Origin of the sequence: Phaeocystidibacter luteus (assembly GCF_008933115.1) — a bacterium.
GTDB classification, from domain to species: domain Bacteria; phylum Bacteroidota; class Bacteroidia; order Flavobacteriales; family Schleiferiaceae; genus Phaeocystidibacter; species Phaeocystidibacter luteus.
Genome location: NZ_WBVO01000005.1, coordinates 107,483 through 131,115, shown reverse-complemented (window position 1 = coordinate 131,115; position 23,633 = coordinate 107,483). Strand labels below are relative to the sequence as shown.

Here is a 23,633-nt window from a genome sequence, read left to right as displayed (position 1 = left end):
AAAATCAATTGAAAATGAAAAAGTTAAGCTTCATCATATTTTTGGTTTGCTCCCTAGTAAGCGTTGGGCAAACCCGTGTAGATTCAGAATTAGAAGATGTAACGGTGTACCGATACGGGGCCATCGTTGAACGTTCGGCCGAGGTAAATCTGACCGCCAATACGAAGACGCTCTATTTCACCGATATTCCCAACGACCTTATCGCGAATGCAATTCAAGTTAAGGCCCCAGATAACGTCCGCTTACTCAAGGTGAATTATCGATATCTAACCCCTGAAGAGTTGGGTATAGAAGACCTTACGGATCTCGGAATGAAAATAGACCGTGTAGAAGATCGCATCATCGCTGAACAGGATATTCAGGTTTCTTTGAACGAAGATCTGCAGTTCATTGGCGCGAATACTAAGGTTCGCGGTGATATGACGGCTCAAGAGATTCAATCAGCGGATACGTATTTGCGAAGTCGACGTCGCGAAATTCGCGAAGCCCTCCGTGCCTCAATTGAAAAAGTGAAAGGGCTTCAAGAAGAAAGTCAAAAACTTCGAGCCCAGCTCGCTGAACTGGAAGACAACCTAGGAAAACCGAAGTCAGTAATCGAAGTTGAAATTCGTGTTGAACAAACTATGACTGGCTCTTTCCGGATTTCATATTTCTCTCCAAAAGCGAAATGGACACCTTATTACAACGTGCGAGCGAGCGACTTTTCGAGCCCACTATCGTTCGAGTTTATGGGAACCATTGTTCAAAACACCGGCGAAAACTGGGATGGTGTAAACCTCTCCCTCTCTACCGGAAATCCATCACTTGGAGCATTTGAACCCCAGATGAATGTATGGGAACTCAACTACAACAATTACTACGTGCCGAGTGCCCCAGAGTTTCGACAAAATGCACACATAACTAGCACCGGTAGCTTCCATGGTTTCGTTCTGGAGGGTGAAACTGGAAGGCCAATTCCGTACGCTACCGTCACACTCAGCGCATTCAATGAAACCCACATATTGGTTTCGAATGAATTGGGTGAGGTGATGAAAGAAGACCTAGCGCTTGGAGCTTATACAGTTCAATGCGAATACCAGGGGTACAACACCCTGAATACTTCAATAGCAGTTTCTAATGAACCGCAGTTGAGCAAACTATCGCTCAACAGAAATGGCGCTAGCACATTGAGCAATATTGTTGTCGTAACAGGGGGAACACCTGCACAATATGGCGATGCAGCAGGCTATGACGATGGAAAGATCATAGTCCGAGGAACAAGAGATGACGCTAATTTGGTTTTTGTTGATGGTGTCAGAGTTCGCAACTTCGAGCGCAAGTACCAAGCAGTTTCAACGATGTACACAATCGATCAGCCATTCAACCTCCCAAGCAATGGCCGCGGACAAGATGTGTGGATCCAAACGATGGAAGCAAATGCAGAATACCTAGATCGTTCCTACCCAGCACTATCCGAAGACGTTTTTGCCATCGCACGAATCGAAGATTGGGAGAATCTCGATCTGCTCGAGGGAACAACAAACTTCTTCTTTGAGGGTACTTTCAACGGTTCTGGGTACATCAACCCAAGCACAACGAATGACACGTTAGCGCTTGCATTAGGTGTAGATCAAGGTGTGGTTTTTGAGCGGAATCGATTGAATGCCAACTCTTCTCAACATACTTTTAGCAGCAAGGTAGATGAGTCTTTTGCGTATGAAATCGTGATTCGAAACACCAAGACTGTGGCGGTTGACATTGAGGTGCTTGAGCAGTTCCCAATCAGCAATGATGAAGACGTAGAAGTCTCTGAGCAGATGGCTGATGGTGCAGAGGTGAACCCTAAAACAGGGGTTATAACCTGGAGCAAGACACTTCAACCCGGGGAAGAATGGACCATCCAATACAGCTTTGAAGTAACCTATCCGAAGGAACTTCGAAATGCGCTCAACCTTCCTGAGTAGGGTAGTAGGTATCGGCCACGTGTTCGTCTAGAGAGTTAAACTCCAAGAACACACAATCGGTCTCTGCTTTAAACAAATGCAGTACATGGGGGTAGATTTTCAGCTTCAATGGAGCTCGAAGGTCTACCTCTTCTTTATTTCCTCCATCCACATCTGAAACCCACATGGTCATACGGCCTGAGATGAACAGGAGAACCTCGGGGTTCTTTGTCGAGGACACTCCCTTATGCCAGTGATTACCGAACATCACACCCTTCTTTCTGTTGGCAAAAAGAAAGCTAGAGGTCGGTCTTTCGTCTAGCGTATAGGTTTCTCCTTTTTCATTTTTCGAAAGGAGGTTGAGTGATTCAATTTCGTATCGCAATATCCTTTTGTTAAATCCTAGGCTATCCGCCGCCTAAAGTGTTAAATTTGTGGCAATCCAATGACGAATTCGAATATACTACACATGCAAGACGTACTCAACAAGCTTGGACTACAAGCTGAGAACAAAGGCACATCAACAGGTAAAAACTTCTTCGGATCAGGAGACTCCATTACATCATGGTCTCCGGTAGATGGCAAAACCATCGGTTCCGTTTCTACTACAACTCGCGAAGAGTATGAGAAGGTAATCGCTACAGCGAAAGAAGCTTTCCAAACATGGAGAGTAATGCCTGCTCCACAGCGCGGCGAAATTGTTCGTCAGTATGGCGAAATCCTCCGCGAATACAAAGAGCCACTTGGGAAGCTCGTTTCTTACGAAATGGGTAAAAGCTACCAAGAAGGTTTGGGTGAAGTTCAGGAGATGATCGATATCTGCGATTTTGCAGTCGGTCTTTCTCGCCAGCTTTATGGTCTTACCATCAAGTCTGAGCGTCCAGCTCACCACATGCAAGAGCAATGGCATCCATTGGGTATTGTCGGAATTATTTCCGCATTCAACTTCCCAGTAGCTGTTTGGTCTTGGAATACTGCCCTTGCTTGGGTTTGTGGTGACGTTACCATCTGGAAAGCGAGTGAAAAGACTCCACTCACCGCTATTGCTTGTCAGAACCTCTTCAACAAAGTGGCTGAAGCAAACAACCTACCAGAGGGAATTTCATGTATCATCACCGGCGACTATAAAGTGGGCGAGTGGATGACTCAAGACAAGAACGTTCCATTGGTATCTGCAACAGGTTCTATCCGCATGGGTAAGATCGTTGGAACTGAAGTGGCGAAACGTCTCGGAAAGTCTATCCTTGAGCTTGGTGGAAACAACTCCATTATTGTAACTCCGGATGCAGACCTTCGTATGACAACCATCGGTACCGTATTCGGTGCTGTGGGAACAGCCGGACAGAGATGTACTTCAACGCGTCGCGTTATCATTCACGAATCGATTTACGACAAGGTAAAAGACGCAATTGTTAAAGCTTACGACCAATTGAGCATTGGCAACCCGCTTGATGAGAAGAACCACGTGGGTCCTTTAATTGACCAAGACGCGGTTAAGGCTTACCAACACGCACTTGAAAAAGTTGTGGAAGAGGGTGGAAAACTCATCGTAGAAGGTGGTGTTTTAGAAGGCGAAGGCTACGAGAGCGGATGCTACGTGAAGCCTGCAATCGCCGAAGCTGAGAATCATTTTGAGATTGTACAGCACGAAACGTTTGCACCAATCCTATACTTGATGAAGTATAAGACCTTCGAAGAAGCTATTGCTCTTCAGAATGGAGTCCCTCAAGGATTGTCATCAGCAATTATGACAAACAGCATGCGTGAAGCGCATCAATTCCTTTCGGCTGCAGGTTCTGACTGCGGAATTGCCAACGTGAATATCGGTACATCTGGTGCTGAAATTGGTGGTGCATTCGGTGGTGAAAAAGAAACCGGCGGAGGTCGCGAATCAGGATCTGATGCTTGGAAAGCATACATGCGACGTCAGACAAACACATTGAACTACTCCACGGATTTGCCGTTGGCGCAGGGCATTAAGTTTGACATTTAAGATTTCCTCGTTCCTCGGAAAAAGGATCAAAGCCTAGCGGCTTTAAAAGGGTCCGCCATGTGGCGGAAGGAGTTCAAGGTTGACCAAAGGCAATGGCTTTTGGTCAACCTTTTTTCATTCTACGTAGCGGTGAAGGTCATGCTCATCTCGCGAAGAATCAGGTCGGCTTGTTGAGTCTGAGGGAAGGTTTGACCTATCTGGTTCTAGCGACTCATCACATTGATGACACTGTTGTGGAGATAGAGTGGGTGGGGGTGCGAATAGTGTGAATTGGCGTTGGATGATTAGGTGGGGGGACTGATAGCCCCGCCCCGTTCTCAAGCTACGAATCCACACGGTGTTATTCGGATGACAAACGTTTACAATCGGATAGTAATGAACAATCGAAGCCTGTCCACTAATTGTCACCCTTTTGTCCACCGATAGTCCCAATGAGATTGGACGAACTAAATAAGATAATTCGGAACTTCTCCACGAGGGGTGGGGGTAGGGGCCCCCGTCAAAATAGACCCTCCCAGTCCAAAGCGTCATACTCCCACCACATTGCTCCCAAACACATGTCCTCTAAGAACAATATGTATCCCTTCCGAGACTTTCTCTCGTAAACTTCTAATCGACCTCAACGCCGACTTCTACATAAATATCCGGCATCACTTTCGGTCTATTGCCAGAATCCATATGCTGAGGAACCAAGCAATCCCACTATCTTCGTCACATGTCTCCTCAAGATTCCATTCGTGCCCTTTCCGATAACATCTCACCCCTCTCCGAAGAGTGCCAAGCGGAACTCCTTGCGCGTTCGAGCTTAAAAACATTTTCTAAAGGTGAGGTTGTCGTAAGAGAAGGTCAATACTCCAAACGTGCCTTCCTCATTGTGAAGGGTAGCGGTAGGGCTTACTACCTGAAGGATGGAAAGGACATTTCTGATTGGTTCTCGTTCGAGAATGAAATCATGGCTCCCATTTTCAGCTTTTTCGGTGATGGTCCAAGTCCGCATTATTGCGAATTCATCGAAGACTCTACCGCATTAGAGTTCTCGAAAGAGCTCATGGATGAATTGGGGTCTGCGCATCACGATTTCGAGCGTTTGATAAGCCGAATAGTTACCCAAACTCTTCTCGGTTTATGTACAAGGCTCAACGCTATTCAGTTCAATAAGGCAGACGAACGTTACGAGCAATTGCTTCAGATGTATCCGAACATCACGAATCGAATGCCGCTTACACACATTGCATCTTATCTGGGAATTACACTTGAAACGCTTAGCCGTATTCGAAATCCTAAAAACCGAATTTGATATAAATCAAATGACGCTGCCTTTGGCCGCTGGAACTTTGTCGAAAAGTAAAAGCAATGTCAGGCAGATCGACACCTTCCCCTTCTTTTCTTGGGCCGTACTGGAGTGCATTCCGAAAGTGGTTTTACCCCGCTTGGCTCATTTATGAAACCTCCATTCGCTTTATAGAGTACGCCTCTCAAACACAAGCATACGTTCAGACTAATATTACGGATCTACTTGGCGATTCAGGCGCAGAGGTACTTTCCATGACGTGCGGTGTGCTCGTCTTTCTCATTTGCTTCCTGTTTCTCGCGGTTCCCGGAGGGTTCATTCTTTATCAATTTTTCAAAAAAGAAAATCTCTCTGGAACTCTATTCGAGCAAAAATTCAAATTCTATTTCTGATGAAAAACGTTCTTATTATCAACGGACATCCAGATTCCGAAAGCTACAATTTCGCCCTTTCCGAGGCTTATCGAGAAGGCGCGCTAAGTGCAAAGTCCAATGTAAAAATGCTCAATATTCGCGACCTAAAGTTCAATCCAAATTTGAGCTTTGGATATAGAAAGCGAACCGAGCTTGAGCCTGATCTACTCGATGCACAGAAAATGCTAAAGTGGGCTGACCATCTCGTATGGGTTTATCCTGTTTGGTGGGGTTCATATCCGGCAATCATGAAAGGCTTTTTAGACCGTGTTCTTCTTCCTGGTTTTGCTTTTCAAAAAATTGAAGGCTCTTTATTCTCCAAAAAGCTCTTGAAGGGTAAAACGGCACGAATTATCAGCACTTTGGACCAGCCTGGTTGGTTCTATCGCTTGATGTATAAAAGTCCGAGTCACAACGCAATGAAGCGATTAACCCTGCACTATACTGGAGTTAGAAAAGTGAAGGTAACGACAATCGGGCCGCTTAGACTATCGAAGGATAGCTACCGTGCTAAGTGGTTGGAAAAGGTTCGCCAACTGGGTAAGAAAAACGCTTAAACCCTAGGCGCTTCAAATTGCAAGGTTACTTCCATCAAGCCTCTTTCTTGCAGCTGGGATTTGAGCTCACGTCGAACCGCTTCAACTTCAGAAATACGCATATCGCTATCTAAAACAACATGCATGCTCACAACGTGATCGCTACCGTCGAGCGACCAAATACGCACATTGTGAACTTCCCGCACTCTTGGATCCGCTTCGAGCGCCCTACAAACCTCGTCTAAATCAATGCCTGGAGGTACAGACTGCATAAATACGCCTGTAGATTTGAGCAGCTGTCGGACCGCGGTAGTACCAATCCAAACGGCGATGGCTACGGATAGAAGCGAGTCAATCCAAGCCCACCCCGTGAAGTACATGACAATTGCACCGATAAGCACTGCGATCCATCCCACAACATCCTCGAGTAGGTGAAGGGCTGCTGTTTTTTCATTGAGGGAGTCTCCCGAATGAAGTGTCTTAAACGCGACAGTGTTGATTACAACTCCAATAACGGCAATAATCATCATCCAGCCTGTTAAAGGAGCCTCGCGTTCACAGAAAGTAGAGATGGAAAGATAGAGCAAGAACGCACTTCCAAGAATCAGAATTAGACTGTTTACTAGTGCTCCGAGAGTCGAAAAACGCGCGTACCCAAAACTGAATTTATCGTCGCTTCTACGTTGAGATAAGTGCTGAAAGTACCACGCTAGGCCGAGGGAGAGGGAATCTCCAAAATCGTGAAGTGCATCGGATAAAATGGCAAGTGATCCACTTATATATCCACCAATGAGTTCAAACACAGCAAAGCTGATATTGAGCCAAAAGGCAAGTCTCAATAGTTTGGTAGATCGTTGGGACATGTATCAAATATAGCACTAAGGTGTTTCGTGGTAGTCTGCCATTGCGTTGAAGTGAAAAGATGCATTAGGGACTCACGCCAATGACTAGGGGAGCCGAATACCCCGCCCCGTTCTCAAGCTACGATTTCAGTTATGAACAGTCGGATTATAAACGTTTACGTACGGATAGTGTCTACGAAATTGGCTAGTCCACCAAATGTCTACTCCTTGTCTACCATTTGTCCTTTTGAAAACGCGCCATCTTAAACCTCAAATTCGGAACTTCACCTCAAGGGGTGGGGAAGGGGCCCCACACCCCAAACCTTCCACAAAACCCCAAACTGTAGCACCAAATCCACACACTCCAGCACCAACCTCATGTCCAAACCCTCATATCTGTTGCCCGTCGTCCGTCGTCTATCGTATCTCGCCTGAAGTGTCTACTCTTTCACCCTCCCATTCTCTATCTTTACTTCGTGAAATTTCGAACCGAACTATCCCCCTCTCCCTTTTCTGTGTCCATAAAACACGACCATCCCATTCTGTCCATTGGGTCGTGTTTTGCCAATCATATTCTCGAAAAGCTTCGCGATTACAAGTTTCCAGTACAGGTAAATCCCTTCGGAACTACCTATAATCCGCTGAGCATAGCAGATCAACTGACCGCCATCCATCGAAAGCGAGTGTACGATGTAGTCGATCTAGAGAAGTACCGTGATTCTTGGATAAGCTTCGATCACCACGGTTCCTTTGCTTCCCCAACCTCCAAAGGAGCAATCGACCTTATTTCCAATCGGTTGGAATCAGCACAAAATAAAGTGGGAAAGTACCGGTGGACCATCCTGAGTTTAGGAACAGCTTGGGCTTGGTTTAAAGAAGGGAAAGTCGTCAACAACTGTCACCAAATTCCAGAACGTGAATTTGATTTCCGTCTGCTTTCCATAGACGAAATGCACAAAGCACTCTCTGCCACAATTTCCAATTGGCAGGAATCACATCCCAATCATGTTTTCCTTATTACGGTTAGTCCCGTACGTCACTTGCGATCTGGACTGATGGAAAACAACAGAAGCAAAGCCAGACTGCTCGAAGTAGCTCATCTTCTGAATGATGAGTTCGAGTTCGTTCACTACTATCCAAGCTATGAACTCATTCTAGATGATCTCCGTGATTATCGTTTCTACGATCATAGCCTCACCCATCCGTCGCAACAAGCTATTGAATACGTGTGGGAGCACTTTCAAGGGACTTTCTTTGATTCCAACACAACCAACACGCTAGAGTCGTTTGATGGCTTTAGAAAGGCTCTATACCATCGCCCGCGTCAAACAAGTGGACCAGCTTTCGACGGGCACCTTAAGAGTTTAGAGAAAAAGTTTGAAGCTTGGATTCAACGCTGGCCTGATGCCGATTGGAGAGAAGAAAAACTCAGGTGGAATGAGCTTATTCGAATGTCCTAAATGATGTTGTCACGGTCCATTTGCAAGACCATATCGCGATACGTCTCTTCTATGGATCGGAATCTCACGCCCAATTTATTTCGAGCTGGAGCGTTGTCAAACTGAATTTTGTGTCCCACGTTTTTCTTGATGAAGTTCCAAGAAAAGCCGCGAAGCGGCCCGAAAATATAGAGGAGGAACGTCGGTAATTTTTTCGTTGGAAGTGGGTATTCAACATTCTCCGTAACGCTCTGAATTGTGTTAGCCATCTCCAACAACGACTGAACTTCATTGACGCTGATGTACCTTCCAGAAGGGTGCTCTCGCTCAATGGCGTGAACATGAGTTTCAGCCACATCGCGAACATCCACAATGCCATAGTAGAGAAGGGGAGCGCCCATTTTGAAATCGCCTCGCAACATCTGACTCATAAAATCGATGCTTGCACCATCACTTCGCTTTGATAACGACGGTCCTAATACAAAGGCCGGATTCACTACGGTCATCTTCCACCTATCCTGATTTTCACAAAGTTCCCAAGCCTTCTTTTCAGCCATCATCTTCGAGTAATTGTAGGGCTGATAATCAAGTGAAGATGTTTGATTCCAATGCTCAGCAGTAAAGGTGTTATCCGGCAATTCCGCCGCTTCAATTGCATCATTGAAAATAGATACAACACTGCTGGTAAGCACAACATGCTTAACGGATGCCGAGGCATTCACCGCATTCAAAACACGCTCTGTTCCTTCCAGCGCTGGACGCAGCAATTGATTTTCTGGATCCGATACTTTTCCGATCAGAAAAGGAGAAGCCATGTGCACAACCACATCGCATCCTTCAAAAGCCTCTTCGAAACCTCCTTCAAGTAAATCGGCTTTGAATAGTCTCAATCTGCCATCATGTGAAACCCCCTGTTTCTTCAAGTGGCCAACCTTATCCTCATTCTCGGTATCTCTAACAGTACCATGTACAACATGACCGTGATCTAGCAGTTTCTTTACCACCCAAGAGGCTATATATCCACTCGCTCCCGTAACAGCAACCGTCAGCTTATTCTCCATGTTTCCCATATTTTCTTGCCATCCACATCAACCCAACCACAGATAAACTGTCTGTAATCTCACCGTTATCGACCATGCCAATCGCATCTTCCAACGGAAGGTGCATTATGTCTAGTTTCTCAGTCTCGTCTAAATCCTGACCAACATTAGAAAGCCCTTCTGCGACGTATATGATGGCGCGCTCGTCAGTCACGCTGTTACTCGTTTCAAATTCGATGATTTTCTTCCAGTGTTCAGCATTCAACCCAACTTCCTCACGTAGTTCTCTTTTTGCTGAATCAAGGGGATCCCTTTCTAATAATCCTCCTCCTTCGGGAATTTCCCAACTGTAATAATCTAAGGGGTAACGATGCTGACCTACAAGCCAGGTCCATCCATTTTCATCTACCGGAATTATTCCAATAGCTAAGTTCTTGAAATGAACATTCCCATAAATTCCATGACCTCCGTTAGGATTGACCACTTCATCGTGATGTACAGTTATCCAAGGGTTGTCATATGCCTCATGACGTGAAAGTCGCTTCCATTGGGCATTATCTTCTTCCATCGCCAAGGTCTCGTCCGTTGTATTCAACTTCTTCTCCCATTTCATAGGTCACGGTAACGATTCGAGCTCCGTTTTCCGCAAAGTACTCCCACGTTCCATCCTTTTGTCCACCTACAAAACGACCCCTTCTTCTAATATTCCCATTCGGGTAATACATTACGTGTGTTCCTTCTTTGAGTCCATTTGACCAACTGCCTTCTTCTCGAAGTTGATCAATGTCCGTCCATGTGATCGTCCACCTACCTTCTCGAGCATCCTGAACAAACTCACCCGTTTCTAACACGTTGTGTACATAGTATTTCCAAATACCTGTGCGGAGTCCATCGATAAACTGACCTTCTGCAATGACTTCATTAGAATCATTGTACTCTATGAATTCTCCGCTGGCAAGTCCATCAACGAACATCTGACGTTTTCTCAATTCTCCACCATTGAAATACCAGTTCCATTCGCCATCTGGAGCATCCAAAATATATCGGCCTACTTGTTCAAGCGTGCTGTCTTGGAAGTAGTATTTCCATTGATTGTTCTTATAATCATCTACATAATCGCCAATGGCTTTTAGCGTGCCATCAGGATAATAGAATTTCCATTCGCCCTGCTTTCGCCCACGCTCGTCATACATTCCTTCAGCGAGTAGAATATCTTCATGGTAAAGCTGAGCACCGATGGGATTTCCATCTTCATCAAATTGTTGGTGAACGCCCTCTTTTAAACCGTTCTGATAAGCACCTTTCGATTTAAGTGCACCGGTAGATTCATGAATCTCTCTGCGTATTTCAACCTTTGCTGTTTCTTGATCTTCCTCCTGAAGAACACCCATGATCCATCGCTCAACCCGAATTAAATTGCCGTTGGGTTGGTAGTACTTCCAGAAACCGTGCTTTAAATCGTCTTTATAGGTCCCCTCAACGCGTATGTTCATATTCCTGTGGAATTCCATCCATACACCCCTTTTAAGGCCTAAGCGGTTCGTTCTGTTGATTTCTTGATTTTGTGTGAGTACTCCGGATTTGTAGGTGAGTAAGGCTATGACCTTTCCGTCTTCATCAAATTCAAATCCGCGGCCCTGTTCACGACCTCTTTCAAAGGGTATCCACTTTTTTATTTTTCCATCCGGATAGAAATACTTTGAAAGCCCTTGCTGCTTGTTGTTCACATAGGGCTCTTCAGCCACTAAAACCGAATCGCGCCAGGTTTCTCGAATGCCGTTCTTTTGTCCATCTGTATAGCGGATCACTGTTTCGAGCTGACCTTCCTCATTGTAAAATTTCCAAGGCCCATCCAAAAAGTGATTTACTCTGTTGCCTTCGGATTTGAGAATACCAGAAGGATAATATGCTTTCCAATAACCTTCGGGCTGACCATCTTCTAAATATCCTTCGCTGGATACTTGTCCGTTTGGATACGTGTATTGAACAAACTCTGAACTGTCGGTCTCTTGTCCGTAAGCTGGAATGTTAACAACCCATAGTAGTATTAATATATATGCTTTTATAAAAGAGAATATACTAATGATAATAGGCTGTTGATTCCCGGTATAACTTTCGGAATCAAGGCTTGTATTTGTAAGTGATCTGAGTTTATTCACAGCTTATGAACGTGTAGTTCTGTATTCTTGGTTTGATTATCAGTCAACTATAATTCTGTATCCACATTTGTGAATAACGTGAAGTTAAGGGGAACTTTGAAATCTTTCACTCTTAATTACGGTGAATAACCTCAAAGAGATGGTTGATGAATTCCTCAAAACTACACGTTCCCAACTCTTGCATTTGTGAATCGAGTTCACCATTTGACGTTTTTTCTTTGAAAAGTCAAGGAAAAGTTTTCGTTCTCTTTTCCACAGTTACTAACACATATACACAGCGTATGTTGATAACGACATCGGTTTTCAACTGGTAGGATTTTCAGACCTTTGTAAAAATTTTGAATCATGAACATTTCCATTGGTAACGATCACGCCGGAACGGATTACAAGAATGCCATCATCAAAAAGCTAGAGGCTGAAGGTCATACCGTTACAAATCACGGTACAGATAATGACGACAGTGTTGATTATCCTGATTTTGGTCACCCCGTAGCAAACGATGTTGAAGAAGGTAAAGCCGATTTCGGTATTGTGATCTGCGGAAGTGGAAATGGAATTAATATGACGGTTAATAAGCATGCAGGAATTCGTTCTGCGCTATGCTGGAATACCGAACTAGCAGCTCTTGCACGTCAACATAACGATGCTAATGTCCTCGCACTACCTGCCAGATTCATCGATCAAAATCTAGCCTTAGAGTGTGTGGATACGTTTTTAAATGAGAAGTTTGAAGGTGGTCGTCACGATAGACGCGTAGGTAAGATTCCTTGCTAATTCTCTAGGAATACACTTTCAACTACAGATAAACGATACGGAACCGTATCGACTTCGAGCGGGAGTTGCAAAACTTCCGCTTTTTCATTTTCTACCCAGTAGGTCTCATTCTCGGAGGAATGAAACGTATAGTCGGAATGAAAAGCCGTCATAATTCGAGTACTGCTATCCACATTGTACATCGCGGTATTCACAACATCTAAGGTCCAATAACTTCGAATGAATGCGGAGTAGTGTGGACCAAAAAACCGCTCGGGTACACGATTATCAAGATCCATCGAAGCCGAAAGTTCTTGAAATTCAACGTCACTGCTCAATCCCCAAAGCTCACTAATACTTGATGTGTCTGCCGAGCTATTCACCTGAGAAATAACAATGGAATACAGAGGATTAGAAAGGGGTTCGACCATCCAAAGCTGACTTGCACGGTAGTCTCTCGCTGTACGTATTGCGATAGGAGCGTAAAATCCATCCGCGAATACGATGAGGTTTCCAAGCGTATCAATCTCACTAGCTATTTGAGTCAAACTGTTTGTAACGCCGTTGAGTCTGTTGTTGTACGTATCAAACTTCGCTCGTGAGCGTCCGTTGTTTCCCCAACGTGTAGGGATTACCACGCGATATCCATCCTTGATCATCTCCTTTTGTAGAGCCGTTGGATAGGACTGAAATTCGCTGCTATCTGATAGATATAAAAAGGTTCCAACAGGTTTTTTAGGTGTGAGAATTACGCATTCATAACCCATTTGTTCTTCTTCTGAGAGGAAGGTGGATTCCGTGTATTTCACACCACAAGCGGCGAAAAGTAGAATGGATAGAAACGCCAGAATTCTCATATCCACTTTTTGTTCTTTGCGTATTCCAGTAGTTCACGAGTGCTCACTGCATTCGACTTAAAAAGCAAACTCTTTCGAATGTCAATCACTTCATTGATGCTGATATCTAAGCGTTCCGCAATTTCCTTGTTCGATCGGTTAGCATTTAACGCCTTCAGTGTAATTCTTTCAGTATCCGTCAATTGAATCTGATTATCCTCATAATCATCATCCTTAACCTTCATTCCGGTGACGCTTTCTGGAAAGTAGCGCTCGCCCTTGTGCACGAGTTTGAGTGCATCCACGAGCTCACCTAACTCACCTGATTTAAGGACATATCCATCCGCTCCATTTTGATGAAAGTGTTCCATATACCTGCGAACACGATGCATCGTATAAATGATGGTTTTAATATGGGGATGAAAAGTGCGCAGCTTGGCGAAAATGTCAAAGCCATCTACGTCAGGTAAACTGATATCGAGCACGATAATCTCGGGAGACTTTGTTTCTATCGTCTTAAATAGCTCTTCAGAAGAAGAACAAGTGGCCAGAATTTCAAACGCACCATCCATCTCTACAATAGCTTTCATGCTTCGCAGGATGAGCGGATGATCATCTAATAGAATAATGCCAGGTCTCATAACTTAAGGTCGTGGTATGTATACTTTGTATTCGTTGCCTTGGTTGTGGCTACTTCTTTTAAACTCTCCTTTTAGGAATTGTACTCTGTGTTCAATTCCCTTCCATGGATGAATGACAAGTTCATCATCTCCAGTACGAACTCTTCGCGTACCATTATCTTCTATAGCAACCCAAATGCCATCTTCATTCCAACGCATTTCAATCAACAAGTAATTCGCTCGATATTGAAATAGCGATACCTGGATGATTTCCTGAACAAGCCTGTAGAGATTGATCTGATCGTCATTGTTCATTGGAATCATTTCCGATTGATCAATATTCAAATCGATTGTTGCTTCAGTCTGATCTCTATACCGAGAACACAATTCCTCTAATGCATCTGCAAGACCAAATCGCTCCAAAACCGGAGGCATCAAATCTTGGGATATGTTTCGCACTTCAGCCGACATTTCTTGAACAATGCGCAAAAGCTCATCATCATTCGTTCCCTTCGCAATGATGTGATTCTTCAAAACCGTAATGTGGTTTCCCACTTTGTCATGAAGCTGATGCGCAAGTCTTTGTCGCTCCTGTTCTTGTCCGTTCACCAACGCTTCGGCTGCTGTTACTTCCAAGTTCTTCTTGTATAGCGTATTCTTCGTTTTTTGAATTTGTTGAAAGTTTTGCATCAACAATACAAGTACGATGATAAGTAGGACGGAAGCGCCTCCCAATGCGTAATTTATCACCTTACTCTTCCGAAGGCGGGCCTTGTTTGCTTCACTGGATTCTTCGAAGTTGTCGATGATTTCCTGTTGCCTTTCTAAATCGTAAATCTGTTCTAACCGGTAAATATTCTCCTGGTCAGCAATGAGCCGAATGCTGTCCGATATTTCCTGGTATTTCAGATTGTAATCGTAGGCGGATTGCCAATTTCTTTTTTTCGATTCTAAGAGGCCAATCAGTTTATAGAGATCTGCTTTTTGCGCAAGTTGAGTTGTGGCTTTGGTCAGCTCCAACGCTTCAAATGCATTCTTTTCAGCATTCGCGTAGTTGCCATTGATGTATTCAAGTCGAGCGATGGAGAACAGTGTATTTATAATTCCTTCTGTATCCTCCTCCTCTCTCTTAATTTCAAGCGATTGAAGGTAGAATTCCATCGCTCGATTGGCAGAACTATCTTCCATGAGCGCACCCATATTGTGATAGATAAGGCCGAGCTTTGAACTGTCTCCATTTGCTTCAAACTGTTCCTGAGCCTTTCGATAATAGAAGATGGCTTCAGTGTTCATCTCCTTTCGTTGGGAGACATTGCCAAGGTTTGCAAATGTGTTTGCTAAGATCTTAGGGTATCTGCTTATGCTCGAATTCTCATAGATACTTCTGTAGTACGCTTCGGCTTTATCCAGTTGCTCGAGACTCAAGTATAAATTGCCCAAGTCGTTAAGCACTTCGAAGTAGTAGCTCGAATCTGTTGGAAATTTTTCAAACAGATGAAGTGCCTGCTTGTAGTATCGTATGGATTTTGCCTTTTCATCGTTTAGATAATAGATCGTTCCAATCATGTTCAGATTGTAAATAGATCTATCATGTGCACCGATATCTTGATATACAATCGCGGCAGAATCTAGGTAGGTCAAACCAATAAACAAGTTGGAACGTTGATAATGAAAATGCCCGAGCAGTTCCAATATCCGTGCATCCATGTATTTGTAAAGGCTGTCGTCTTTAGCTTGAAGTAACTTGTGAGCTTCTAAGCACTCGCGCTGAACTTCGTCATGCGAATCATGTTGACGCAAATAGGCGCGATTGCGCTGTAAGACATAGAGTATTTTGCACTGGAAGTTATCAGGTGGTGTAGTCAGCGTATGTTCAATTGCCGCTTCATAATCTCCGGCTGAAATGAGAGAATCTAGAAATTTATTCTCCTCGAGATAGTTTGAACTGATGGTCTGACCTATCGCAGAATAACTGAAAGTCAGCCATAAAGCGATAAATAACAGGCTCGTAAAATGTGTTGCGCGAGTCTGCACAAATGAATGTAACTTGGTATTGCTCGGAAATATACGAGATTAAAGCACAAAGATGGTGGGAATTAGCTTACGAGAGCAGATTGAGCTTTACAGAAAGAAGTATCATAGACTAGAGGTGTATAGGGGAGTTTTACTCTTCATTGCCGTGCTATTGATTAGCTCAAGTATTCTAGCTGTGGGCGAATACTTTCTCTATCTGAATAGCACCATCAAGACCGTTTTATTCTTCATCTGGCTAGGAGTACTGCTCTATTTCTTTTGGAGTGTGGTAGTCCGTCCTTCACTATCCTTATTGATTGGATTTAAAGCGTTAAGCGACAGACAGATAGCCGTCAGAATGGGAAAGGCTAGTCCTGGTGTAGAGGATAAGATTATCAATATTCTTGAATTAGAAGGAGATAAGTCAATTCCGTCGGAGTATCTGCAGAATCTTGTGGTTCAACGCACCGCTCAGCTTAGTGGAGAGAATCTATTTCAATCAATCAATAGAGCACAACTTGTAAAGGCCGCCTGGATTGCCGGAATTCCCACGGTGCTTATTTTCACTTATGCAGCCTTTGACGCACAATCGCTTCAAGAGGGAAGCTCACGGTTCTTCAATTACTCAACAGCGTATACACCAAAAGCACCTTTTGAATTTGTATCGAAATCTCAATGGACGGTAGAACGAGGAAGTAAACTTGATATAGAGCTGAGCTTTAAAGGGGAGAAGATTCCATCAGCAGCACATGTTTACATCGACAATGAAAGGTTGCCAATGCGCAAACTCGAAAACGGCAACTTCCTATGGACCATTAACCGAGTTACGAATTCGGAAAAGATCCAATTCGAAGCGATGGATTTTATAAGTGACGTCAGGGAAATCGTGGTTCTTGATGTTCCGTCTTTGTTGAGTTTTGATATTTCTGTTATTCCCCCAAGCTATACGCGTATTTCACCTTTCGAACTTACAGGTTCAGGCGATGCCCTCATCCCGGAAGGATCCAATGTGATATGGAAAATGAATTGGGCATATGCCGATGCTGTCATGCTCCAGTTCGATGATACAATCCAAAGTTCTAGTAAGACTGGCGATGACTTCATTTACAACCAGAAGATTTATCGCGATTCAAAGTATCGAGTACTCGGCGAGAATGAAGTTGGTACCACGTTTAGAAGTGGACAATATGCCTTGAATGTGCTTTCAGATAAACGTCCTACAGCAACAGCATCTTGGAATGTAGATTCAGTTACTGGAATGCTCTTCGTAAGAGGAAATGCATCGGATGATTATGGTGTTGCTCGTGTCCAATTAAAGTTTGAAACAGAAGGATCGGAAGCTTCGACCGTTGTGGTGGAAGGTCGGCCATCCAACTTTAGCAAGGCCATTGTGGTAGATAAGCAATGGTCTAGATTCAGCATTGAGGTCATTGACAATGATGCCATTCGAGGGGGAAAGAAGACGGTCCTTGGTCCGTATGACATCGGCCTTCCAACGGAAAGCGAGCGAAGAGAGGAGATGCAGAATAGAGATCGCGAACGAGTTGAAAACTTAGAGAAATTTAGGGAGAATCAAGAGCGGGCTAGAGAACAGAGGGAAGACTTACAACAGAGAATGATTGAAGGAACCAGTGAATGGAAACGCAATCAGATGCGTCAGCAAATGCAGAATCAACAGCAGGAGTTGATGAATCAATGGGAGGAGATGAAACGCTCCTTCGAACAACAGAATGAAGAGCGAATGCTTCAGAATCCAGAGGATTCCGAGCTAGCTCAAAAACGAGAAGAACTTCAACGTCTCCTCGATTCTATGAACACCGATAAGCTCGACGAACTTCTAAGAGAAATGGAGCGGGAAGGTGAAGAAATGAATGACGACAAGTTGCGCGATTGGATGCGTAGAGTTGAGCAGCAGAATGAAAGAATGGAGTTGGATGCTGAACGTATCGAAGAGTTGATGAAACGATTGAACTTTGAACAGAACCTCAATCAAGCACTTGAAGATTTAGAGGATCTTCAGCAACGACAGGAAGAACTTGCGAATAGGGAGGACGATACACAAGAGGAGCAAGAACAGTTGAATGAAGAGTTCGAACAGTTGATGCAAGACCTCGAAGATTTAGAAAAGGAGGATCAGGAATTAAAGCGACCAAATGGCTTCGAATCTCCTAAGGAAAAAGGTGAGGAGACAGAGGAATCCATGCAAGAAAGTTCGGAACAGTTAGAGCAAGGTGAACCTCAAAAAGCGAATGATAAGCAGCAGCAGTCTTCCCAAAGCATGCAAGAGATGATGGAGCAGATGTCCAAGTCTATCATGAGTATGCAAATGGAAATGCATGTAGAGAACCTTGAAAATCTACGTAGAATACTTACCAATTTGATTCATCTGTCAGAGGATCAAGAAGTGCTTTTACAAGAATCAAATGAGGACAATGCAAGTGATGCGGTTGTGGTTGATTGGATGAAAAGACAACAGGATTTACGAAAGGGATATCAAGTAGTAGATGATAGTTTGTCGGCGTTGATTACGCGAATTCCACAGCTGGATGCTGTGGTGACAGAATGGTTGGTGATGGCTAAGTCAGAGATGGAACAGGCCAACGAGAAGATGAGTGAGCGCCAAATGCAAATGGCCGGAGCAGATATGCGAGAATCTATGTTAAGCTTGAATGAGCTTGCCGTTATGCTTGATGGTGCTATGGATCAAATGCAACAACAAATGGCTGGCATGATGCAAAGTGACCAGACATGCGAGAGACCCGGACAAGGACAACCTAGTTCTTCTAACATGCGTCGCAGACAGCAAGAGCTGAATGAAGCCATGAAGGAAATGGGTCAGCAGAAGGGCAGTGGCGAGGGAGAAGGACAAGAGTCGAGACAGCAAAATTCTGGTGAAGGTGGACAAGGAGAGAATGGCCGGATGAGTCAGGAAATCGTTGACATGATGCGTCGCCAATCTGAGATTCGTGACATGCTAAAGCAAAGTGGTTCCACGGGGAACAATGGAGATTTAGATGAGCTTTTAAAGGAGAATGAAAGAGACTTGGCTCGAAGGAATTTTGATTCAGAATTCTGGGAAAGGCAGAAAGAGATCGAGGTTAAAATGCTGGAGTTAGAAGAGGCGGAGCGTCAGCAAGAACAAGACGAACAGCGTCGTTCCACTACAGGAGATAGATACCAAGAGTTACGCGATGAGTATATGGAAGAGTTCATCCGTAAGAATCAATCGCGCAAAGAAGAGCTTAGGTTTGAAGCTCCGTTACTCACTCCGTACTATCGAGCCAGAAGCTCTTCGTACCTTCGCGGACGATGAGTAAATTCCATTTTCATGATGTTCCTAGTGTTTGGGAGGAGTCGTTAGACTATGTTCCCGAATGGCTCACCGTATCCTTGAAGGAAGAGGGTTTGCGCGTGAGGCGTGTAGCATACCGCTTTGTTTCGGATGAAGTAATGCGAACGGAAAACAAACGTCTCCTAGATCATGATTACTATACAGACATCATCACCTTCGGCGAGGTTGTGAATGATAGAGTATTGGCCGATATCATTGTGAGTTATGATCGCATATTCGACAACGCTAAACAACTGGACAAGAGCGTGTTAGATGAGAGAGACCGTGTCCTGATACATGGTTTGTTGCATTTGTGCGGCTATAATGATTCTACAGATTCGGAGAAGTTGATAATGAGGAAGTTAGAAGATAAATATTTACTTTTGCGCCCTTAAAGTTTCACGTGGAACACTATGATGACGAGAGATGAATATGATGTTATAGTTGTGGGTGGTGGTCACGCCGGAAATGAGGCGGCCGCAGCTGCAGCTAATATGGGTAGTCGTGTGTTGTTGGTGACAATGAACCTGCAGACCATCGGACAGATGTCTTGCAACCCCGCTATGGGTGGTGTTGCCAAGGGACAGATAGTACGTGAGATTGATGCATTAGGAGGACTGAGTGGTGTGATTGCTGACAAGACGGCCATTCAGTTTCGAATGCTAAATAGAAGTAAGGGTCCCGCGATGTGGAGTCCAAGAGTGCAGTCAGACCGTTGGCGATTTGCCGAAGAATGGCGGCTTGCACTTGAGCGTATTCCTACCTTAGATTTCTTCCAGGACATGGTCACAGGATTGTGGATGGAAGGGGATAAGCTTGTAGGCGTCATTACGGGTATGGGCATCTCTATCCGTGCGAAGTCTGTTGTTCTAACTAATGGGACTTTTCTCAATGGACTCATTCATATTGGAGAGAAGAATTTCGGTGGGGGTAGAGCTGGTGAACGTGCAGCTAAAGGTATTACCGAACAACTTGTTTCTTTAGGTTTTGATAGTGGTAGAATGAAGACGGGAACACCTCCTCGTGTAGATGGCAGGTCGTTGGACTTCTCCAAGTTTGAAGAGCAAGAAGGAGATGAAGCTCCAGGTAATTTTTCATACTTGAATGAACACAAAATCACAGAGCAGAGAAGCTGCTGGATTGCCTATACAAGTCCAGAAGTACATGAAACTCTGAGATCGGGTTTTGATAGAAGCCCCATGTTCAACGGTGCTATTCAGTCGAAGGGTCCGCGTTATTGTCCGAGTATTGAGGACAAGATAGACCGCTTTGCCGATAAGGACCGCCATCAGCTGTTCGTAGAACCGGAGAATTGGAATTCGGTAGAGTATTATATCAACGGCTTCAGCACTTCTCTACCTGAAGAGGTGCAGGTGGAGGCGTTGCGTAAGGTTCCAGGTTTTGAGAATGTGCGATTCTTTCGTCCTGGGTATGCCATCGAATATGATTATTTCCCACCTACCCAACTCAAGCATACGTTAGAGACCAAGTTAGTTGATGGCCTGTATTTCGCGGGTCAAATCAACGGAACAACAGGTTATGAAGAAGCGGCTTCTCAAGGCCTCATGGCGGGTATAAATGCTCACCGGAAGGTCCATGGGGAAGGGGAAGTTATACTCGATCGCTCTCAAGCTTATATCGGCGTGTTGATAGATGACCTTATCACGAAAGGCACAGAGGAGCCGTACCGGATGTTTACCAGTAGAGCGGAGTTCAGACTCTTGCTTCGACAAGACAATGCCGATTTGCGTCTCACAAGATTAGGTCACGCTTGGGGGCTAGCTTCCGATGCTAGACTACAACGTGTAGTTGAAAAAGAGGAGGGGATAGCAATGCTGAAAAAGCAACTGAATGATATCAGCATTGAGACGTCGGACATCAACCCGCTTCTCGAATCATTGAATTCAGCTCCGGCCAAACAAAAGAATAAAGTCGATTCTTTCATTAGTCGACCTGAAATACAACTGACACACTTGTTGAATTTGGATGTGGTTAAAGCGGTGGTTGATGTTGACTCGCTTGATCCAGAAGTGGTGGAGCAAGTTGAAATCGATTACAAATACAGCGGCTATATTCAGAAGGAACAAGATAACGTAGACAAGATGCGTCGACTTGAGAACATCAGAATTCCAAGTAATTTCGCCTACAAGGATATTACTAGTCTGAGTATGGAGGCGCGCACAAAATTATCCGATATTCGCCCTGCAACAGTATCGCAAGCTTCACGCATTAGTGGAGTTTCCCCTGCTGATATCAGCGTTTTGTTGGTACACATGGGGAGGTAAAAACACAATTTCGTTTCACGTGGAACATACAGTTTCTATTCAAAAGTGCCCCGTTTGTGAGGGCACTTCGTTTTCAAAACACAGCGTCGTTAATGATCATATGGTGAGTCAAGAGGACTTCACGATTGTGAAATGTGATAGTTGTGGATTCCTAGCAACATCTCCCCGCCCGGCAGATGATCAGTTGGGCCGATACTACGAGAGCGAAGATTATATCTCACACAGCAACACCAAGAAGTCGTTGTTCAGTAGAGCGTATCAAATTGTACGAAATAAAGCTGTGCGCGATAAAAGGAAATGGGTAGAGCAACACGCGAGTAAAGGCGATCTTCTCGATATGGGTTGCGGAACCGGACACTTTTTGAACGAGTGTAAAACGAACGGCTGGAATATAACAGGCGTTGAAGTGAGCGAAGTGGCACGTGCAAATGCCAAAACTGAACACGGCATAGAGCCCTTAAGTTCGTTTGATGAAGTGTCTGATAGCCCAGCGCAGTTTGATGCGATTTCTATGTGGCATGTATTAGAACATCTTCCAAACTTAAATGAACACCTTCAAAAGTTTCATACGATTTTGAAGGAGAATGGCGCCTTGTTGATCGCAGTTCCCAACCACGAAAGTTTGGACGCCAAACATTATGGGCCGCAATGGGCCGCATGGGATGTGCCCATTCACCTCTGGCATTTTTCTAAATCGAGCATGAATAACCTTGCCGCAAAGAATGGTTTCGAGATCGTAGAGATTAAGAATATGTCTTTCGACTCCTTCTATGTGTCTCTCCTGAGCGAGAAATACAAGAATGGATCCATGCGTCCAATTCAAGCGTTTCTGACCGGATTACGCTCCAATTTAGCGGGAAGAAGCTCAAAGAACATGAGCAGCCTGGTTTATGTGTTGAAAAAGGCGGTTTAGAGCCGTTTTAAGCCGTTTTCACCGCTCTCTGGACCAACACCCCTCCCGGAAGGAGATATTGAATTATACGCTGTTTTTTTAAACTACTGATTTTCAAGGCTTTACATTCAACGACTTCGCAACCTGAAAAGTGAGGTCCAATAACACGATTTTTGGATTGAGATTTCGCTCAATCTCATAGATGGCTCGGTTGATGTCCTCTTGTATCGAGATGATATTTTGAGCATGTACAAAGGGCGCAAACTTGTCAAACTTGAAATCAGAACCGCTGACTTCAAATGGATTTGTTTGATGTGCACCGTAGTTGAATGTTAACGCCTGCTCAAATCCGTCAAGGGCAAAATGCAAAAAGCTCTTTAGGCGTTCACGTCCAAGTCCAGCTGCTGATTCTGACCATTCCAGCATCCCTGCAACCTTTCTTTGGAAACTAACCCGCACCCACTGCGTAAACCTCTCCACATCCTCCTGAATCCACTGTGGATCCTTCAAAATGTGAAGCGCTTGTCCTGGTTCTCCCTGCGACAAACTTGCTACTACAGCCGATGGAGTGTTGCTATTTGATTGATTATCAATGAATTGAATAAGCTCATCGCGTTCTACAGGTGGTACATTTACAGCCTGACAACGAGAGCGAATGGTTCCAAGGACATTCTCTTCATGATGGGTCACCATCAGAATCGCGGTTTGTCCCTCCGGCTCCTCAATGAGTTTCAGCAGCTTGTTCGCCGCTGCCGTATTCAACTTCTCCGGCATCCAGAGGATTAACACCTTTAGACCTCCAGAATAACTCTTCAATTGAAGGGCTGAACTAATCTTATTTGCCTGATATACAGACAGTTGAGCCTGTTTGTTCTCCACTCCAATATGCGAAAGCCACTCGATGTACAGAGGAAATGGGTTTACCTCCAATAGCGAACGCCACTGTGCCAAAAACTCCTCACTCACCGGTTTGTCCGAAGAGTCTTTTGTCTTTGCTACGGGAAAGGCAAAGTGAATATCCGGATGCTGCATGTTTTCTGCCTGTTTACAAGCCGGACAAACGCCACAGGCTTCTTCTCCCGGATTCTTGCAAAGCGCGTATTGAGCATAAGCGATTGCCATAGCTAAAGCACAACTGCCCTCCGCTCCAACGAAGAGTTGTGCATGAGGGACCTTCTTATTGCGAATATTGGACTTCAGCTTTTCAGCCAACTTTGATTGTCCGGGTATAGATGAAAACAGCATGAGGCGAAGGTAAAAATCTTGAG

20 protein-coding genes are annotated in these 23,633 nt (G+C 44.5%); 11 read left to right on the top strand and 9 right to left on the bottom strand.

The features are described 5' to 3' along the window. Window positions 1-14 precede the first annotated feature (14 nt). Window positions 15-1,943, top strand: coding sequence for a DUF4139 domain-containing protein (locus F8C67_RS07925; RefSeq protein WP_151667296.1), 1,929 nt, complete (start codon window positions 15-17; stop codon window positions 1,941-1,943). Here F8C67_RS07925 and F8C67_RS07920 read toward each other — a convergent pair. Further along, entirely contained in the window at window positions 1,927-2,307 is a 381-nt protein-coding gene (locus F8C67_RS07920; RefSeq protein WP_151667295.1) for a hypothetical protein, read from the bottom strand. The two genes, F8C67_RS07925 and F8C67_RS07920, sit on opposite strands and share 17 nt — an antisense overlap. An 84-nt stretch (window positions 2,308-2,391) precedes the next feature. On the opposite strand from F8C67_RS07920, the gene amaB reads away from it, so the two are divergent. The 4 genes from amaB (at window position 2,392) to F8C67_RS07900 (ending at window position 6,176) form a co-directional block, all read left to right on the top strand. After that, window positions 2,392-3,915 (top strand): L-piperidine-6-carboxylate dehydrogenase, encoded by a 1,524-nt coding sequence (gene amaB / locus F8C67_RS07915; RefSeq protein ID WP_223277538.1) that lies wholly within the window; start codon window positions 2,392-2,394, stop codon window positions 3,913-3,915. A gap of 715 nt (window positions 3,916-4,630) precedes the next feature. Then, a complete protein-coding gene (locus F8C67_RS07910; protein ID WP_151667293.1) occupies window positions 4,631-5,212 on the top strand; it encodes a Crp/Fnr family transcriptional regulator in 582 nt (193 codons plus the stop codon). Window positions 5,213-5,268: 56 nt separating this feature from the next. After that, window positions 5,269-5,598 carry a hypothetical protein gene (locus F8C67_RS07905; protein WP_151667292.1) on the top strand — a complete coding sequence of 110 codons (330 nt, stop codon included), beginning with the start codon at window positions 5,269-5,271 and terminating at the stop codon, window positions 5,596-5,598. Continuing rightward, window positions 5,598-6,176, top strand: a complete 579-nt coding sequence (locus tag F8C67_RS07900; protein WP_151667291.1) for an NAD(P)H-dependent oxidoreductase — start codon at window positions 5,598-5,600, stop codon at window positions 6,174-6,176. The genes F8C67_RS07905 and F8C67_RS07900 overlap by 1 nt, the downstream gene beginning before the upstream one ends. Here F8C67_RS07900 and F8C67_RS07895 read toward each other — a convergent pair. Further along, entirely contained in the window at window positions 6,173-7,018 is an 846-nt protein-coding gene (locus F8C67_RS07895) for a cation diffusion facilitator family transporter (protein ID WP_151667290.1), read from the bottom strand. The genes F8C67_RS07900 and F8C67_RS07895 overlap by 4 nt on opposite strands. 455 nt (window positions 7,019-7,473) lie before the next feature. Between F8C67_RS07895 and F8C67_RS07890 the strand changes: the two genes are divergently transcribed. Continuing rightward, window positions 7,474-8,457, top strand: a complete 984-nt coding sequence (locus F8C67_RS07890) for a GSCFA domain-containing protein (RefSeq protein WP_170266404.1) — start codon at window positions 7,474-7,476, stop codon at window positions 8,455-8,457. On the opposite strand, the gene F8C67_RS07885 is transcribed toward F8C67_RS07890, so the two are convergent. The 3 genes from F8C67_RS07885 to F8C67_RS07875 are packed head-to-tail and all read right to left on the bottom strand — an operon-like array spanning window position 8,454 to window position 11,635. Then, entirely contained in the window at window positions 8,454-9,497 is a 1,044-nt protein-coding gene (locus F8C67_RS07885; RefSeq protein WP_223277537.1) for an NAD-dependent epimerase/dehydratase family protein, read from the bottom strand. The genes F8C67_RS07890 and F8C67_RS07885 overlap by 4 nt on opposite strands. Beyond that, on the bottom strand, window positions 9,487-10,089 hold the full coding sequence (locus F8C67_RS07880; protein ID WP_223277536.1) for an NUDIX domain-containing protein: 603 nt from the start codon (window positions 10,087-10,089) through the stop codon (window positions 9,487-9,489). The genes F8C67_RS07885 and F8C67_RS07880 overlap by 11 nt, the downstream gene beginning before the upstream one ends. After that, on the bottom strand, window positions 10,031-11,635 hold the full coding sequence (locus F8C67_RS07875) for a toxin-antitoxin system YwqK family antitoxin (protein ID WP_151667287.1): 1,605 nt from the start codon (window positions 11,633-11,635) through the stop codon (window positions 10,031-10,033). Before F8C67_RS07875 ends, F8C67_RS07880 begins: the two co-directional genes overlap by 59 nt. Window positions 11,636-11,980: 345 nt before the next feature. Between F8C67_RS07875 and rpiB the strand changes: the two genes are divergently transcribed. Next, window positions 11,981-12,409 (top strand): ribose 5-phosphate isomerase B, encoded by a 429-nt coding sequence (rpiB, locus tag F8C67_RS07870; RefSeq protein ID WP_151667286.1) that lies wholly within the window; start codon window positions 11,981-11,983, stop codon window positions 12,407-12,409. Here the strand turns inward: rpiB and F8C67_RS07865 are convergent. The 3 genes from F8C67_RS07865 to F8C67_RS07855 are packed head-to-tail and all read right to left on the bottom strand — an operon-like array spanning window position 12,406 to window position 15,878. After that, window positions 12,406-13,245, bottom strand: a complete 840-nt coding sequence (locus F8C67_RS07865) for a hypothetical protein (RefSeq protein WP_151667285.1) — start codon at window positions 13,243-13,245, stop codon at window positions 12,406-12,408. The two genes, rpiB and F8C67_RS07865, sit on opposite strands and share 4 nt — an antisense overlap. Further along, complete coding sequence (locus F8C67_RS07860) at window positions 13,242-13,865, bottom strand: response regulator transcription factor (RefSeq protein WP_151667284.1); 624 nt, start codon at window positions 13,863-13,865, stop codon at window positions 13,242-13,244. The genes F8C67_RS07865 and F8C67_RS07860 overlap by 4 nt, the downstream gene beginning before the upstream one ends. A 3-nt stretch (window positions 13,866-13,868) precedes the next feature. Further along, window positions 13,869-15,878, bottom strand: coding sequence for an ATP-binding protein (locus tag F8C67_RS07855; RefSeq protein ID WP_151667283.1), 2,010 nt, complete (start codon window positions 15,876-15,878; stop codon window positions 13,869-13,871). Window positions 15,879-15,930: 52 nt separating this feature from the next. Here F8C67_RS07855 and F8C67_RS07850 point away from each other — a divergent pair, with 52 nt between their 5' ends. Genes F8C67_RS07850 through F8C67_RS07835 form a run of 4 tightly spaced genes read left to right on the top strand, consistent with a single transcriptional unit; the run spans window position 15,931 to window position 22,386 of the window. Beyond that, the gene (locus F8C67_RS07850; protein ID WP_151667282.1) at window positions 15,931-19,170 is read left to right on the top strand and encodes a DUF4175 family protein; all 3,240 of its coding nucleotides are present in this window, start codon (window positions 15,931-15,933) and stop codon (window positions 19,168-19,170) included. After that, the gene (gene ybeY / locus F8C67_RS07845; protein ID WP_151667281.1) at window positions 19,167-19,583 is read left to right on the top strand and encodes an rRNA maturation RNase YbeY; all 417 of its coding nucleotides are present in this window, start codon (window positions 19,167-19,169) and stop codon (window positions 19,581-19,583) included. Before F8C67_RS07850 ends, ybeY begins: the two co-directional genes overlap by 4 nt. 21 nt (window positions 19,584-19,604) lie before the next feature. Next, a complete protein-coding gene (gene mnmG / locus F8C67_RS07840) occupies window positions 19,605-21,473 on the top strand; it encodes a tRNA uridine-5-carboxymethylaminomethyl(34) synthesis enzyme MnmG (RefSeq protein WP_151667366.1) in 1,869 nt (622 codons plus the stop codon). A 19-nt stretch (window positions 21,474-21,492) separates the two neighbouring features. After that, window positions 21,493-22,386 carry a class I SAM-dependent methyltransferase gene (locus F8C67_RS07835; RefSeq protein ID WP_223277535.1) on the top strand — a complete coding sequence of 298 codons (894 nt, stop codon included), beginning with the start codon at window positions 21,493-21,495 and terminating at the stop codon, window positions 22,384-22,386. A gap of 93 nt (window positions 22,387-22,479) precedes the next feature. Here F8C67_RS07835 and F8C67_RS07830 read toward each other — a convergent pair whose 3' ends face one another. After that, on the bottom strand, window positions 22,480-23,610 hold the full coding sequence (locus F8C67_RS07830; RefSeq protein WP_151667280.1) for a DNA polymerase III subunit: 1,131 nt from the start codon (window positions 23,608-23,610) through the stop codon (window positions 22,480-22,482). Window positions 23,611-23,633: the final 23 nt, after the last annotated feature.